This is a genomic window from Xenorhabdus miraniensis (assembly GCF_002632615.1).
This window is the reverse complement of sequence record NZ_NITZ01000009.1, coordinates 84,354-100,925: the sequence shown is the minus strand read 5'-3', so window position 1 is coordinate 100,925 and position 16,572 is coordinate 84,354. Positions and strand designations below refer to the sequence as shown.

The 16,572-nt window shown below is 44.1% G+C and carries 10 protein-coding genes; all 10 read right to left on the bottom strand.

Translation table 11 applies throughout. The annotated features are described in order from the left end of the window. Positions 1–3 precede the first annotated feature (3 nt). The 10 genes from recB to ptsP all read right to left on the bottom strand — a co-directional run bounded on the left by recB (position 4) and on the right by ptsP (position 16,563). Entirely contained in the window at positions 4–3,711 is a 3,708-nt protein-coding gene (recB, locus tag Xmir_RS35360; RefSeq protein WP_099114007.1) for an exodeoxyribonuclease V subunit beta, read from the bottom strand. Then, complete coding sequence (ptrA, locus tag Xmir_RS35355; RefSeq protein ID WP_099114006.1) at positions 3,708–6,593, bottom strand: pitrilysin; 2,886 nt, start codon at positions 6,591–6,593, stop codon at positions 3,708–3,710. Before ptrA ends, recB begins: the two co-directional genes overlap by 4 nt. 19 nt (positions 6,594–6,612) lie before the next feature. Next, positions 6,613–10,035, bottom strand: coding sequence for an exodeoxyribonuclease V subunit gamma (gene recC, locus Xmir_RS35350; RefSeq protein ID WP_099114005.1), 3,423 nt, complete (start codon positions 10,033–10,035; stop codon positions 6,613–6,615). After that, positions 10,028–10,411 (bottom strand): prepilin-type N-terminal cleavage/methylation domain-containing protein, encoded by a 384-nt coding sequence (locus Xmir_RS35345; protein WP_099114004.1) that lies wholly within the window; start codon positions 10,409–10,411, stop codon positions 10,028–10,030. Before Xmir_RS35345 ends, recC begins: the two co-directional genes overlap by 8 nt. Continuing rightward, positions 10,408–10,866, bottom strand: a complete 459-nt coding sequence (locus Xmir_RS35340) for a YgdB family protein (RefSeq protein WP_244170903.1) — start codon at positions 10,864–10,866, stop codon at positions 10,408–10,410. The genes Xmir_RS35345 and Xmir_RS35340 overlap by 4 nt, the downstream gene beginning before the upstream one ends. Positions 10,867–10,873: 7 nt before the next feature. Next, on the bottom strand, positions 10,874–11,545 hold the full coding sequence (locus tag Xmir_RS35335; RefSeq protein WP_244170902.1) for a prepilin peptidase-dependent protein: 672 nt from the start codon (positions 11,543–11,545) through the stop codon (positions 10,874–10,876). Then, the gene (locus tag Xmir_RS35330) at positions 11,542–12,123 is read right to left on the bottom strand and encodes a prepilin peptidase-dependent protein (RefSeq protein ID WP_099114002.1); all 582 of its coding nucleotides are present in this window, start codon (positions 12,121–12,123) and stop codon (positions 11,542–11,544) included. The genes Xmir_RS35335 and Xmir_RS35330 overlap by 4 nt, the downstream gene beginning before the upstream one ends. Positions 12,124–12,413: 290 nt before the next feature. After that, the gene (gene thyA, locus Xmir_RS35325) at positions 12,414–13,208 is read right to left on the bottom strand and encodes a thymidylate synthase (protein ID WP_099114001.1); all 795 of its coding nucleotides are present in this window, start codon (positions 13,206–13,208) and stop codon (positions 12,414–12,416) included. Next, a complete protein-coding gene (gene lgt / locus Xmir_RS35320; protein WP_099114000.1) occupies positions 13,205–14,095 on the bottom strand; it encodes a prolipoprotein diacylglyceryl transferase in 891 nt (296 codons plus the stop codon). Before lgt ends, thyA begins: the two co-directional genes overlap by 4 nt. Before the next feature lie 221 nt (positions 14,096–14,316). After that, positions 14,317–16,563 (bottom strand): phosphoenolpyruvate--protein phosphotransferase, encoded by a 2,247-nt coding sequence (gene ptsP, locus Xmir_RS35315; RefSeq protein WP_099113999.1) that lies wholly within the window; start codon positions 16,561–16,563, stop codon positions 14,317–14,319. Positions 16,564–16,572: the final 9 nt, after the last annotated feature.

The following is a 16,572-nucleotide window of genomic DNA, read 5'->3' as shown; positions in this document are numbered from 1 at the left end:
AATTCATACGCTTTGTTCCTTACCCACAGCGCTGAAAAGCGTATCCAGTTCATCAATAAATTCAAAGGGCGGTAAATAGTGATAAATACCATGTCCGGGATTATTTTTATCAATACCGCGTAAAAATAGGTATATTACCCCGCCGAAATGCTGACGATAATCATAGTGAGCTAATCGATGACGCAAATAACGATGCAGAGCCAACGTATAGAGCTGGTACTGTAAATCGTAACGATGTTCTATCATGGCCTTAGCCATCGCTTCCTGCGTATATGACTGGCTACTTTCTCCCAGCCAGTTTGATTTATAATCCACGACGTAAAACTTATCCTGCCAACAAAAAACCAAATCAATAAATCCTTTTAACATCCCCTTGACCTGATAAAAGCCCAACGGTGCACATTGTGCTGACAACGGATCATAGCGACGAGTCAGGGCATCCATCTCTTTTGAATGCAATAACTTATCCACTGGTAAATAAAACTGCATTTCACTTTGCTGAAAATGGCGAGGCACACTGGCAAGCTGCATTCCTTGCGCATTCAACTCTGCGCTCAGAATATCTTTTACCCACTGTTCCAACACAGATGCCCAATTTTCATCAAACCCTGATGCTGCCAGTTTTTCTGCCAGGCACGTTTGATCAGGGGGATTAGCGAAATCTAAATCTTCCAAAATACTGTGCAGAAAAGTTCCCGCAGATGCTCCGCGTGGAAAAGTATGCGGGGTCATCTGCAATGATAGTTCCTCTTGTTTTTCACCTCGTGCATCAATATCCAGCTTCGGAGCGATGGATTGCACGATCACATCAACTGACTCCACAAATGCACTCGTGCGTTCATGGGAAATAGCATTTGAAATAGCATGGGAAGCTGAATGTTGTAAACCTGAATAGCTCGTCACTCGCCAATCATCCCGAATGGAGCGCTGAAATCTTCGGGCTTCCAGCGAAAAAGGAATTTCACTTTGTGAGCACCATTGCTTATCAGCAGTTTCGCCCACCCGCTCAACTTCTATGCTGTCGTCACAAAGTTCATTTAAGCTATCCACCAGCAATTCCGCATCGCCTTTCTGACCTTTCTGCAATAGATACCCCAAGGCAGATAAATGTAAATCAGTCTCCCCCGTTTTTCCTCTATTTCCTTTGATAAGCGGAGCCACACCAATGCTACAGTGATAAACTGAACGGGTTAATGCAACATAAAGTAAACGTAAATCTTCTGCCAAGCGCTCTTCATCAGCCAGTTCCAAAGCTTTTTTCAGTTTTTCATCATCATGTGAAATGCTGAGATGAGTCTCAAAATTACGGCGATCATGGTAAACCGCCTGTTTCTGCTTCCTATAACTGCAAATGAAAGGCAAGCAAACCAATGGATACTCCAGCCCCTTTGATTTATGGATAGTACAGATCTGCACCAAGTGCCGATCACTCTCCAGTCTCATTTGTTGGGCTTCTGATTGTGGATTAGGGCGGGAAATCTGTTGCGCCAACCAACGGGCAACAGCGTGTTCGCTATCCAGTTGCAGGGATGCCTCCTGCAATAACTCCCCAATGTGCATCACATCAGTAAGCCGACGTTCACCGTCATCTCCGGCCAGCAAGTTTTCCGCTATCTGATATTTCACCATCACCGCCCGCAACATTGGCAATACCCCACGTGTGCGCCATAAACGGGCATAGCCATCGAATTCATCAACCAGACGATCCCACGCAGCTTCGTCGTGATTCAGTTGATCAATTTGCTGTGCACTCATACCAAATAAGCTACTGGCTAGTGCGCTTCTCAGTTCTCGGGCCTTTTCCGGCGATAAAACCGCCTGTAACAACCAAAGGAGATCTTTGGCTTCCGGTGTATCAAACACGCTTTCCCGATTGGAAAGAAATACCGATGGTATCTTTAACGTGTTCAGTTCGTTACGGATTAATGCGGCTTCCCGTCGATCACGTACCAATACCGTAATATCTGCCGCCACAACAGGACGGCTTTTTTCCGCCTGACACATTTCTGCCTGACACATTTCTTTCTTACACAACAGAGCCTTGCCTTCTTGCCCCGCCTGTAACCAATCCCGGATTTGGGCAGCGCACAGTCGCGCCATGTTCTGTTCATATTCCCCTTTGGAAACACCTTCACCGGGTTGTAACCAAAATCGCAGCGCAGCCTGCTCCTCATTATGTAAAGAGAATTTCAGCCCATGATTTTTTTCAGCTGCATTGACATTAATGAATGGGATCTGTTCAAACCAAAATGGGCGTTCTGTTCGGGAAAACAGTTTATTGACTGCCTGCACCATTGATGCGGAAGAACGCCAGTTAGTCTCTAATGTGTAATGGGCTTTAACATTGGAACGCGCCCGAATATAAGTAAAGATATCCGCACCACGGAACGCATAAATCGCTTGTTTAGGATCTCCGATGAACAATAAGCCATTTTCTAATGGTGGATATTCTGACGGCTTGCTTTCTGATTGATCACAATATATAGCCTGAAAAATGCGGTATTGCTGGGGGTCAGTATCCTGAAATTCATCAATCATCGCAACGGGATAACGTTGGCGGATAGTCGTTGCCAGATGTTCCCCGCCAGCACGCCTCAAGGCGCTATCCAAACGGGTCAGCAAGTCATCAAACCCCATGTAGCCGCGCATCAGCTTCTCTTGATTGACAGATTGGCGGACTTCAACAATCGCCTTAGAGATAATGATATCTTTCAGCGTCAGTGGATGCTGGTATAACTCATCAATAGCTTCAAACAGCGGATGCCGTGGAGCTTCACCCTTTTTAGTTTTTTCCAATAATCGTGATTGGCAAAATTTATCCAAATCCTTGGCAAGCTGGTAATCTTTGGTTGGTGATTTAGCCCATTCAGAGACGTTACTTAACCAATTAGGTAAGAACCGGCTGCTATAGCTTCGCTTATCAACACCAGAACTGGCAATAAGACCGGGTAAATCAGCGGCTGCATCATTCCACTGGCGTTTTATCAGATCAATTTGCTCAATAATTTTCTGGTGACGGCTAAACAGTGTTTCATCGCCATCAGGCGCATTGACGATATACGGCATATCCCCATGCAAATAATCAGAGATATCTTTCAGCAATGCTTCCGGCCCACTCCATATTCGGCTTATTTCTGAGGCAATCGGCAATGGAAGAGGATAACAGTGACGGCGCCAGAAATCGGCACAGCCTTGTTTACGCAGCTGGCTCTCATCCTGAATTAACGTTTGCTCAAACAGCACACCGGATTCAAACGCATTGTGAACCAACATTCGCTGACAAAAACCGTGGATGGTATAAATCGCCGCTTCGTCCATTTGGCGTTCAGCGGCTAATAACCAACTCGCGGCGCTTTTTTTATCAGAAATCTCATCCAACAATTGCTGATAGGCCGGATCGCTGACAGTTGTTTCTTCCCGTACCCGTACGCACGCCAAGCGAAGCTGGTGGATATTTTCGCGAATACGCCCGCGCAATTCATCCGTTGCCGCTTCTGTAAAGGTAACAACCAGAATCTCCTCAACATTCAGCGGGCGGGAAAAGGCGGCAGAGCCGCCCAGTCCCAGTAACAGACGAAGATAAAGCAAACCTATTGTGTAGGTCTTTCCTGTGCCTGCTGAAGCCTCGATCAGCCGCTGACCATACAGCGGCAATGTTAATGGGTTAAGTTTATGAGATTGTATTTGGTGTTCGGGTATTTCTTTGCTCACTGAGCATTCACCTTAACCGGTAATTGTTTCTGGAAATCTGACACATAATTGTAAGTTTTCCATCCTTTCAGCTCAGCATATTGATGAACCGTGCCTTTTTTCCCGGTAATTTGGGAAATCAATGCCAATCCCTGACGCTTGATAACCGCTTTTTCGTAGAACTCAATCAGTTGTGCTTTCGTGACTTTTTCCATGGCCGCAATGTTTTTCTCTCTCGTATCAAATTTGAAGTTATTGCGCCCAAAATCCCAATCATAACGAGCGGCTTCTGAATAGAACGTTTCTGGCGGCTGACGCATTTCTGTCAGAAGTGCTTTTTTATACTGCTCAAACTCAGCATCAGGCATCGCTTTCAATTTTTTATCTGCCTGCTGATAGAAGCTTTGGTAGCGTTGATGCAAATAATCGGGTTGCTTACTGTTACTCTGCAACAGAAAACCTAATCCCCCCTGTTCTCCCACTTTCTGATTGAAAGCAAAGACCGCATAGCCAAGTTGTTCTATCGTCCTTAATTGATCATAGAACCACGGTGACAAAATGCTACTCAGCAAACTGGAATAAATATTACTATGGATACGGTCATACCCTGTTGGGATATAGATTTCAGCCAAAGCATTATCTGTACTATTCGCAGTTCCCTTGAAATCAGCAGCATAATTGCGATCAATCACAATGTGATCGCCCGTCCACCATACCGTACCCTGATTGGCGAGCTGCTTCTGCGCTGATTGAACGATGCTGATGCTCTCCTGCTCCGTAAAATTACCGAAGATAAACGCTTGTAAAGCAGCATGTTGAATCATCATCTGGCGATATTTCACAATATCGTCAACGGTGATGGTATCCAGTACCTTCAATTTTTCTGCCTGTTCAAAGTAAGGTACGCTTGAAAGGCGAGAAATGGGCTGCATAGCCATTTGGAAGGCTTTGCTATTATTGGCAACTTCAAGTTTTTCCCGGTACCATGATTTCGCTTGTGCTAATTCTTCCTGAGTTGGCGTAAACGAAATATATTGATTAATTGCTGAAGTTAACAATTCCGGTAAATGTTGCGTATAACCATTGACGCCGATTTTCAAACCATCGACATACCCCGTATAAACGCCCATTCCTCCGACTGATGCCTGATAACTCAGTTGATCAAGCGCAAGCCCGGACAAATAACCCAATAATGTATCTGAAAGCTGATCTTTAATATTCTTCAATCCATTAGGATTACGCATTTCCAGAGCAATACTGCCTTTAGGTTCATCCGCAAAATATTGGCTCGGCATATACAGCAAGCGAACATTTGGCTTTTCCAAAATCATGGAAGGATGTTTTTGGCTACCCGATGGTTTAATCAGGGATAAATTGTCAGGAATATAAGGGTTCAATTTAGGTAAAGAGAACGAAACGCCTTGCTCGAGCTGTTTCCAGTCCGCCAACTGTTTCGGGGTAATTTTATTGACCTGATACGGAGCCTGCACAAAGTAAGCTTCTTTGTTATATGGCTCTGTTGGGCTGATAAACCAGATACGCGCATTTTCAGGTGTTAATTCATCCAAACGGCTCGCTATCGCTTTTGGCTTGAAAGTATCCGCAACATAACCCGCATCCAGCACATGGGAAACAGGCAGTACTTGTATGGCATTGGACAACCCTTCAATGTAGTTCATATCCCGCACAATTGACGCATATTGAAATGCCAAATTAAGAACCTTTGACATTTCATCGAAATAGTTCTTATTGATACCCTGTTGTTTCAACAGATTAATATAAGAAAAAATAGCGGCTATAACTTGATCGCGATGTTCAAGCCCTTTATCCGTCAGCGAAACATAAATCTCAAACGTCCCGGAATTACCATCAGTTTTGGGACTCGCTCCAGCGTCAATACTTTCGATGAGTCCCTCCTTCTGCAACCAATCAGACAAGGTATTCTGGCTTCGGTTACCAATCAAATACCCAACATACGCATCTGTTTTACTGCGAAAGTCTGCACTGTTGTCAGCGATGCTAAATTCCAGTCTTAACGCCTTATGAGGTTGGGCAGGCACATAATGGATGATGATGCCTTTTTCTTTATCGGTAATTGCCGGCACTGTAATAGCAGGTACTGAAGCATGTCGATTCGGAATGCGGCCGAAGGTTTCCGTCGCCATCTGAGCCAACTTATCGATTGATTGGTTGCCATACACAACCCCTTTCATCAAATTAGCAGAGTAATAGCGTTGGTAAAAATCAATCAGTGCGGTCTGTAATTTGCTGTCTGGTTTATCTTTGAGCGTTTCTAAGTTTCCGCCAGCAAAGCGGGCATTAGGGTGAGCGGGGTTGATGGTCTCAGCCCGGATTTGCCACATACGATGCGCTTCACCTGCACGAGCGATGGTCATTTCATTATCAACAGCATTGCGTTCCCGATCGGCATTGACCGGGTTCAACAAAGGTTCTGCCAACGCATCCGCAAGGCGATCAACCGCTTCAGTTAAGGAATCATTTTCAACTTCCAAATAGAATGAAGTGCGGTTGGCAGTGGTACTGGCATTACGGCTTCCCCCATGTTTTTGCAGAAATTCAGCAAAATCACCTGGTTGTGGGTAGCGTTTGGAACCCATTAATACCATGTGTTCCAAATAATGGGCCAAACCAAGCTGATTGTCTGGATTCTCCATATGACCGACCGGAATCGAAACGGCGGCCAATGATTTAATCGCTTTTTCATCGGAAACCAGCAGGACTGTCATGCCATTTTGCAATTGAATGGCTTCATATTGGCGAGGATCGCGATTGCTCTTGTGAATTGTATCCGGCAACGGTTGCCACAGCGGTTGAGCATATGCCGTTACTCCACAAAGCAGCAGAAAGAGCATCATCATGATGCGAACGATATATTTAGGCATAACCTAATATTCTCCCTAGTTATTTGAACAACGAGCCATTTGAATAACGAGCCATAGGTAACAAATAGCTCTGAATTTCGCGTTTCATACGCTCTAAAAGTGATTGATCAACTTGCCGGAAAGCCCGCTGTATATAGTGATCGTAACTTTCACCTTTTCTGTCATGTGTCCCCAACCATTGCTCCATCAATTTACTTTCAGCACTTTGTTGAGTTTCCTCACTAAAGTTGATTTCCTGACTTTCCCGGTCAAAACAATCAGCCAGCCATGCCCAGCCACTTCGACAAAATAGAGGGAGAGGCTCAGACATGCCTTGAAAATACCCTTCTATCATCTGATTCAGGTAGTTTCTCGCCTCATCCCGTCCTAGCGGTAAAAATCGGCAATCTGGCACCTTTTTACCTTCTTTCTCCCTTTTATCTTTTTTCCCGGTTCCATACATGCGACTTTCGCTGGCTCCACCTGAAAGACAGTAGGCAAGGTGCTCAATCCATAGTTGGATACTATCATTGGCCGTTAAGTTCGCCGGACGCCAACGTAAAATCCCATCAGACTGTACCTGATGGATTTTGCCGGCCAATATCACGCTGTCTAATTCTTCATACAGGTCGATGGTAAAAGTCTCGGTTCTCTCTTCACGCACCTTATCCGCCAGTGGCCACATGGACTCCAACTGTTCTTCCCAATAGACTTCGCCAAAAGAGCCGTATGGCAATCCCCCCGATGCCCGAAGATGGTGGAATAAAGATGCCGGATCGCCCTGCTCTATCAAGATACTGAGCAACAGTTGGTTAAATTGATAACGTTGCAGATTATCCAGTACAAAAGGTTCTTCTTCAGGCAATTCCATTTCTTCAATCACAAAATGTACTTTTAGCCGCTGCTGAAAAAAGGCCCTGACAGGGTGGCGATAAAAACGGATCAGTTCATCCAATGCAACTTCTTTTATTTCACCGCGATCAAATGCAATCGGTCGGCAAAAATCAATCCCTGAGGCGCCCTGCTGTGCTGCCGCAGGCAGCCATTCTGCGGCATAACTTTGTGAGTAATGGTCGGGCAGGAAATTCTCTGTCGCAAAAGGAACACGAGTATGCTGTGAAAGTAAATGATTTCTGACATTTCTCGCACTGTCATCAACATTCAGCATTTCATCACCCAAGTGGCAAAAGCTCTGGCAAACATAATCCAGTAACTCATTGACCAGAACAGATGGGTTACATTCGGTATCATCTCGAATCGATTTACCGATATAGCTGATATAAAGAAATTGCTCAGCCGAAATTAATGCTTCCAAAAAGAGATAACGGTCATCATCGCGCCGTTTTCTATCCCCTCGCTGGGTTTTTTCAACCATCAGATCGAACCCAAGCGGAGGAATTGTCCGCGGATAAACGCCGTCATTCATTCCCAGCAGGCAAACAACCTTAAAAGGAATAGAACGCATAGGCATCAGGGTACAGAAATTAAGTGATCCTGCTAAAAAACGCTGGCTGATCTTCTCATCATCAAAACGAAGCGCCAATTCATCCCGCAATAGTACCAAAGGGATTTTTTCGCTGTAATGTGCATTAAGACCATTATCAATCACTTTTTGCCATTGCTGCGTGATAAGTGCCAATACCAGTTCAATTTCATCATCGGATTCAAAAAAAGTCTCCAACAATTGCGGACATATTGCCAGCCAATCCACCAATCGCTGCTCTTCACTCAAAATTTTCCGCCAGTGATTCAATTCCATTAAAAACTCAGCCAGTTGTCCGGCTAATTCGGCAGCAAGGCCACTGGATTCATCATAAGGCAAAACATCATTCCACGGCCCTGCATGGCTATCCATCGCATAACCCAGTAGCATTCGTGTCAGGCCAAAACGCCAGGTATTCTGCCCCGTGGCAGGCAAAGACAAGGCTTCAATATTGTCATCATCCAACCCCCAACAGATCCCGGATTCTTTCACCCAACGCCGCAATAAACGCAATCCTTCTTCCTGAATGGCAAATTTACTGGCTAAAGCCGGCACTTCCAATAATGCCAATACCTGCTCAGCCGTAAATCGGCTCTGCGGCAAATCCAATAAAGTAATAAATGCTTGTAAAACAGGATGAGCCTGACGCGCTTTACGGTCTGAGATGGCAAAAGGAATATAGCGATCATCCGGCGCATTACCGAAAACCGCCTGAATATAGGGGGCATAGCTGTCAATATCAGCCATCATCACAATAATGTCCCTCGGTGTCAGCGAGGGATCATCATCCAACAAATGCAGAAGCTGATCCTGCAACACTTCAACTTCCCTCTGTGGGCTATGACACGAGTGAAAAGTCAGAGAACGATCAGTATGATCGAACGGGCGTTTTTTTAAACTGTTTCTGAAAGTACTATCCGTAGATCCTATCTGAGCATGATCTTCAAGATTAAAAATATCTCGTTGGACTTGGTGCAAAATACAGTCAGATTCCAGTTCAACAAAAGCATGAATATCGGAATCTGGCTCTAATTGTGACAGCAGGTAGAGATTATCCCTCCCCAATTTTCCCCAGGATGCCAATAGTGGGTTATTCAGATTTTGTTCCCCTTCTTCATTAAAGAGTGACGGGGCATTATCTGGATCTTTGAATCTCTCCAGTAATTGGCTGTTTTTATAATGTTTGGGTTTACGGCTACTTAGCCTGGCAAGAAACGCATAACTCTGAATATCTCCCCAATAATATTGGCACGGATTGGTAAACATAAGATGAATATCAATATGTTGCCCTAATGCCTTAAATACTTGCAGGTAAGCAGGAGGAAGCGTAGATATCCCACAAATGAAAATACGCGGTGGCAGATTCTCCAACGGAAAATTTCCACTTTCCAGCGTCGTGATAAACCGCTGATATAAATTGGCGCGATGCCACAGCGGTTGTTGTAGCTGACGAGTATACTCTGTCAGTTCAGACCAGAGTCTTTGTTGCCACAATTGATTACTGCTCAGGCCATCAATTAATTGACCATTTTCCCAATTTTCTAACCATTGCGGACGATAAACGAGATATTGGTCAAATAGATCCGCAACCCGACCCGCTAATTGGTGAATTTTGCGTTTATCGATATCCTGATCAAGATAGTGCCTGAGGGCCGAAAATTCGGGTTCTGTTAACAATTCAGGCAACAACATCATTAACTTCCATTTCATGGCATCCTTACTAAAGGCACCATCTTTAGGAATATCAGGTAATACCAGAGTGAACATCTGCCAGATAAAAGTCGCGGGAAGTGGAAATTCCATGTTCGCGGCAATGCCCAATTTCTCTGCCAATTGAATCTGCAACCACTGTGACATTCCTGGGCTTTGAACCAGAATCACTTCTTTGCCAAATGGGTCAGAAAGGGGGGTTTCCCCGATCAATATCGCCATCAACTCTTTAAGAAGATCGAGTTGATTTGAATGATAAACTCTAAACATCAATGCTCCCACTTGCACAAAACCAGCGTTCTAATTTACTTGGTTTATTGTAATATACTGTCAATTTAACCGTTACCTGAAAGCATTCCAAAGAGTGAAACTCTCGTTGAAACTCCATTTTCCATTTCTGCCTTGACGCCGTTTCTCCCTCTGTTTTACCCGAGCCTATTTGCCCTTCCAAACGTTCATACTGTTCCAACTGATCATGGGCATAACGGATTGCCTTAAGTTGCCCCCAATATTGCTGAAAATTTGCTGACAATGCCTGATGGTAGCGCATTAACCCCAATAATGAGATCGCAAATACAACAGATGCTACCAGAACTTCTGGCAGACTCATGCCTTCTTGCCGGCCGAGGTGGAGGTTCCTTTTCATAAACAAAATTCAACCTGAGGAACAGGGCAAAAATCTAACCAACCACTTTCAACGGGAATCAGCCCAACAGAAATAAGTGTATCCTGATTTAAGTGTTTCATCTGTTTCATCCATTGATAAAGTTCAATATTTTCCCCTGAGGTGAATGGAGCTATTCCTTTTAATAAAAAAAGCTCATCTGAATAACGTCTTAAACAGCTTTTCAAATTAAACTCTGTCTGTTGCAAACAAAACCAATCATCCATTTCTTGCTGATTGATCTGCCACGGTTGCACCTTTCCCCATGCCAGTGAGGATTCCGCCCGCAGAAAAGCATTCAGATAATGTTGTTCATCCATCATCATAAGCATCGCGTTTTCTTGTTGATAATGGAGCGCTTTCAACATCATTAAGCTCAGCGCCAATAACATTATTATCGATACCAGCAAAATATTTCCCTGCTGCTTGTTTGCCATATTTTCTTTATTCCCTGACATTACGTAGCCGGATTGTCGTTTGGTGATGATAGACAATTGATGAAGATTTCAGCCAATGGGCTTTAATGGACAGAGTGACAAAAATCGGCCCTTTTTTTGCCTGTGATTTTTCAAGGTAGAAGATATCAATCACAATCTCTTTAGGATCAAATAACCTTTCCCAACCATTTTCCTGACAATCACCCGCCCCTCTTTTCCATTCAAGCGCCCGGTTATTCAGACGATAGCCAAAAAACTCGGATTCAATATGATCAGGTTTTTCCCATCGATTATTTAGGTTTAGATCAAAAGCGACAATAAAACAGGAGCTGGCAGGTTCTGTATTCTTATTTTTAATGATCAATGGCTCACCTTCACACTGTTTTTTATCCTGACAATAACCTGCCCGCCGGATATCTTTTTCCATCAAATAAACGGTTCTATTCACCAAATAATGCAGACGATATTTACGATAGAGATCGAAGACCTGACCAGACAAAACCGGATAGGTTTTGGTCATGGCAATAAAAATAACACTACTAATCAACATGGCTACCATTATTTCCAACAAGGAAAACCCTGCCTGTTTTTGTTTAAAACAGAACATAGTCTTAAAACAGAAGGTAGTTTTAAAACGAAAAGTAGTTTTAAAGCGAAAAGCAGCCAGCATCATGATCATGGATTTTTTATTCCTTCACAATCAGGAAGTTGGCTAATTGTATTACTGCACGTTCTAATCCGACCGCGTCCCGAAATCACAATACTAATTTCACCCGCAGAATTTGCCAGCATGAAACTGGCCGGCATTGCCGTGTTTCTAATGCCATAAAAATCAATGCGTTCAGTCGTAGATGACGCCAAAAAAACATCGCCATGAGGAGAATTAACCCGTTCTCCATGTTCTGCACTACAATCAGATACCTTGGTCACAGAAGATATCAGACACCAAGAATGCCCCATGACTAACCATAGTGTACGATCTTGGTTCAGATAATTTGCCAAAGCCTGTTGCCTTTCCATAAAGGACAAAACATTGTGCACCGCTGATTGCAAGCGCAGGCGGTTTTGATATTGCCCCCAATAATACAGTCCATAAGACAAACTAATGGAGATAATCAGCATCGCTATCAATAACTCCAATAATGTAAACCCTGATTGTTCAGGTCTGTTTACTCGCCTATTTGCTTTGCAATTTAATAAACTATTTTCTGGACAATTTTCTACCTTAGTATTTGTCGTCTTAATAATTATTCTCATATCAATCTCTTATACGCCAATTCCTTTTATAATTAAGGCGTGATTCTTTCGGCTAAAATATCTTTGATTCATAGAAAAATAGGAAGACAATTTATTTCATTATGCGAAGTGATTTCAGGGAAAAATAACGATGAAATAATCTCTTTCATTTTATTTGGGAGGCAACACGCAAAAGTGACAAGCAGCTAATTTTTAATATTGAGAACCTCTGGCGATAAATGTAAAAAGAGCAGGCAAAACCCGCTCTTTAATAATTTGGTATTACGTTAAGAAACTATTGGTATCGTTTCTTAAATCGCGACTGGGGCTTTGATGCCCGGATGTGGATCATAACCCACAATTTCAAAGTCTTCGAATCGATAATCAAACAATGAATCAGGCTTACGCTTAATAACCAATTTAGGTAACGCACGTGGCTCACGGCTTAACTGAAGTTTAGTTTGTTCCATATGATTACTGTAAAGATGGGTATCTCCACCTGTCCAAACAAAATCACCCACTTCAAGATCACACTGTTGAGCCATCATATGCACTAACAAAGCATAGCTGGCAATGTTGAATGGCAATCCTAAAAACACATCACAGGAACGCTGGTAAAGCTGACAGGACAGTTTGCCATCGGCCACATAGAATTGGAAAAAAGCATGGCATGGCGCCAATGCCATTTTATCCAACTCGCCAACATTCCATGCTGAAACAATAATCCGGCGTGAATCAGGATCATTTTTCAATTGTTCAATAACTTGGGTTAATTGATCGACTTGACGACCATCCGCCGAGCCCCAGGCGCGCCATTGTTTACCGTAAACAGGCCCCAAATCGCCATTTTCGTCAGCCCATTCATCCCAGATGGTCACGCCATTATCATGCAGATATTGGGTATTGGTATCACCATTTAAGAACCAAAGCAGTTCATGGATGATGGAGCGAAGATGACAACGCTTGGTTGTTACCAGCGGGAAACCTTCTTGCAAATTGAAACGCATCTGATGACCAAAGATAGAGAGAGTTCCCGTACCGGTACGGTCATCTTTTGCCGTGCCTTCTTCCAGCACTTTTTTCATTAAATCCAGATACTGTTTCATTTTGCCTCTTGTACCTTATTGTTTCGAGCTTTGTTGCCAGGGCTTTTATACGCCCATACCATCATTAAAATTCCGACCAGAATCATTGGAACAGAAAGGATTTGCCCCATACTAATCCCTTCAAACAGCCCGAGCTGCGCATCAGGCTGGCGGAAAAATTCGACTATTATACGGAATGCGCCGTAACCAATCAGGAACAGGCCTGAAATGCTTCCCATCGGACGTGGTTTACGGATAAATAAATTAAGGATGATAAACAGCACAATACCTTCAAGCACCATCTCGTATAACTGTGATGGATGGCGAGGCAGGACACCATATTTTTCCAAAATCGGCCATAAAGAAGGATCGGTTGTCGCCAATGCGATATCTTCACTGCGGGAACCCGGGAACAACATCGCCCATGGCGTATCAAGCGTGACACGCCCCCACAGTTCGCCATTGATAAAGTTACCGATACGCCCCATGCCCAAACCAAAAGGAACCAATGGGGCAACGAAGTCAGCGACCTGTAAGAAATGACGTTTAGTCCGGCGGGAAAACCACCACATGGCGCAGATAACCCCTACCAGCCCACCGTGGAAGGACATGCCGCCATCCCAAACCTTAAACAGATAAAGAGGGTTATCAAGGAACATTGGAAGGTTATAAAACAGAACATAACCGAGGCGTCCACCGACGAAAACCCCGACAAACCCTGCATATAGTAAGTTCTCAACTTCGGTTTTATTCCAGCCACTGTTGGGTTTTGCTGCACGGCGATTTGCCAGCCACATGGCAAAAACAAAACCAACCAGATACATAAAACCGTACCAGTGGAGGGATACAGGCCCGATTGAAAATATGACTGGGTCAATTTTAGGAAATTCCAGATAGCTAGTGCTCATCGTTCCCCACTAAAAGTAATGTTGTGTGAATAAATGATATGGCGGATAAATTATCTTATGCGAATAAATTATTTTGCTTGAATAACTCCAGACAAATAATAGCATAGCCAAGTGACTGTTCTCCGCCCTTATCGTCAGACATCGAATTTCAAGCATAAAATTCACGGTGTTTTTGAATTAACTCCAATGCCTATTCCAAGGGATTTTGAGCTGATTTAATGCTAAATACCGCCTCGGATTAATCCTCCCAGCCCATGCGATTCCATAAACTCGGCTGACAAAGTTTTTACCTGCTGGCTGGTTTCGGCTTTCAGTACCACATCTATCAGGCTTTCGAGTTTGTTAACACCCAATTGGCGCAACAAATATTTGATGCGTGGAACACTTCGGCCACTCATGCTCAGGCTACGATAACCTAAACCAAGCAATATTAATGCTCCCATCGGTAAACCCGCCATTTCACCACATATGCTGATAGGAAGATCAAGGCGTTGACATTCATCAAAGGCCAGTTTTAGCGCCTTAATCACCGCAGGGTGTAAATTATCATAGAGTGAAGCGACATGGGTATTATTGCGATCCACTGCAAGTAAATACTGGGTTAAGTCATTCGTGCCAATAGAGACAAAATCAACCCGCTTCTTTAACTGCGGCAACAGAAAAATCGTAGATGGCACTTCAATCATGATACCAATCTGGGGCATGGGGATTATGTCAGAGATGGTTTGCTCAACCTCAGCTTTCGCTCTTTCAATCAGTTTTCGAGCTTCATCAATTTCCTCAATACTTGTCACCATTGGCAAAAGAATTTTTAGATTGCCGGTGTGTATATTGGCTTTCAGCATAGCCCTAAGCTGAATGAGAAAAATCTCAGGCTGATCCAGAGTGATACGAATTCCTCTCCAGCCGAGACAGGGGTTATCTTCACTGATGGGCATATAAGGAAGTTGTTTGTCTGCACCAATATCCAGTGTTCTCAACACCACAGGCTTATCAGGAAAAAGTTCCAGCATCTCCTGATAACGATTTTTCTGCTCATCTTCTGATGGAAAACCGTTATGCAGCATAAAGGGGATTTCTGTGCGATATAGCCCGACGCCATCAATACTATCCGCTATTTGCTGTTCATGTTTCAGACTCAGGCCCGCGTTCAGTTGCACCAAAACCCGCTCACCACTCTTGAGCTGTGCTCGCTGCTGCTGTTCACCTTCGGCCAGCTTGCTGAGGACGCGTTCTTCTTCAATGATCTGCCGATATTCCTGAGCGATAAGCGGCTCTGGCTCAACGAAAATCTCTCCGCGATAGCCATCAAGGATAAGCGTCCGGTTATGCAGTAGTTCAGGTTGGATATCCGCTCCCATAATAGCCGGGATCCCCATCGCACGAACCAGTATCGCAGAGTGGGAATGCGTCGCACCGTCACGCACAATCACGCCAACTAACTGTTCTTGCGGCATTTCAGCCAACAAATTGGCACTAAGTTCATCGGCAACCAGAATAAAGCGTTCCGGCCACTGACCAGCGCCAGCGAAAGAATCATCCAGATGAAACAACACCCGCTGCCCAAGCGCCCGCAGATCAGATGCTCTTTCTCGCATATAGGGGTCTTGCAAGCTGGCAAACTGTTCGGCGTATTTTTCAATCACGACTTTGATTGCCCATTCCGCCATAAAACCATTATCGACGGAATAAAACAGATCTTGCTTGAGTTGGGGATCATTCAATAAATGAGAATAGAGATCAAAAATGGCAGCACTTTCTTTCTGTGAGCTCACAGTGAAACGCTTGCTAATCCGGCGACACTCCGCTGTAGTTTGTTCCAGGGCCCGAGTCAGTCTTGATCGTTCAGCCTGATAATCCAGCGTCAATGCCTCAGATACCTGATCCAGCAAAGGTTGTGAGCGATCTTGCCATCCCTGAGCCATGACAATGCCATTAGAAATAGCGAGAGCCTTAATACGGGTTTGACGGTACTGACCAAATAACCCTTTTGTCTGCGTCTGAGCAAGAATAACACCAAGCTGTGTCGCCAGTGTAACCATGAAAGATTCTTCACTTTCATCAAACAGCCGCCGTTCAAGTTGCTGAACAACTAATATTCCCTGCAACTGACGGCGATAAATAATAGGCACACCTAAAAAAGCCCGCAGGCTTTCTTCCTTGACTTGGGGGATATATTTGAAACTAGGATGTTCGCGAACATCTGCGAGATTGATTAATTCAGACAAACGCCCGACTTCGCCCACGACGCCTTCATCAAAGGCCAGACTGATCGCTTGACCCCGGGGTTTTCTCAACCCTTTGGTTGCCATTAGGTAATAACAATGTCGCTGATGATCTGCCAGATAAATAGAACAGACATCCGTGTTCATTGCCTGACAAGTTTCATTGACCAACAGCTCAAGCGCTTCAGATAAATTAGCTGTCATAGCCACTTTTTCGACAATTTCCCGTAAGCGCGTGAGCATAACAATTAC

Excerpts from the sequence above, each read along its gene's own strand:
- thyA (WP_099114001.1), bottom strand. The coding sequence starts at position 13,208 with ATGAAACAGTATCTGGATTTAATGAAAAAAGTGCTGGAAGAAGGCACG.
- Xmir_RS35330 (WP_099114002.1), bottom strand. The coding sequence starts at position 12,123 with ATGAGAATAATTATTAAGACGACAAATACTAAGGTAGAAAATTGTCCA.
- Xmir_RS35340 (WP_244170903.1), bottom strand. The coding sequence starts at position 10,866 with ATGGCAAACAAGCAGCAGGGAAATATTTTGCTGGTATCGATAATAATG.
- lgt (WP_099114000.1), bottom strand. The coding sequence starts at position 14,095 with ATGAGCACTAGCTATCTGGAATTTCCTAAAATTGACCCAGTCATATTT.
- Xmir_RS35335 (WP_244170902.1), bottom strand. The coding sequence starts at position 11,545 with ATGATCATGATGCTGGCTGCTTTTCGCTTTAAAACTACTTTTCGTTTT.
- recC (WP_099114005.1), bottom strand. The coding sequence starts at position 10,035 with ATGTTTAGAGTTTATCATTCAAATCAACTCGATCTTCTTAAAGAGTTG.
- Xmir_RS35345 (WP_099114004.1), bottom strand. The coding sequence starts at position 10,411 with ATGAAAAGGAACCTCCACCTCGGCCGGCAAGAAGGCATGAGTCTGCCA.
- ptrA (WP_099114006.1), bottom strand. The coding sequence starts at position 6,593 with ATGCCTAAATATATCGTTCGCATCATGATGATGCTCTTTCTGCTGCTT.
- ptsP (WP_099113999.1), bottom strand. The coding sequence starts at position 16,563 with ATGCTCACGCGCTTACGGGAAATTGTCGAAAAAGTGGCTATGACAGCT.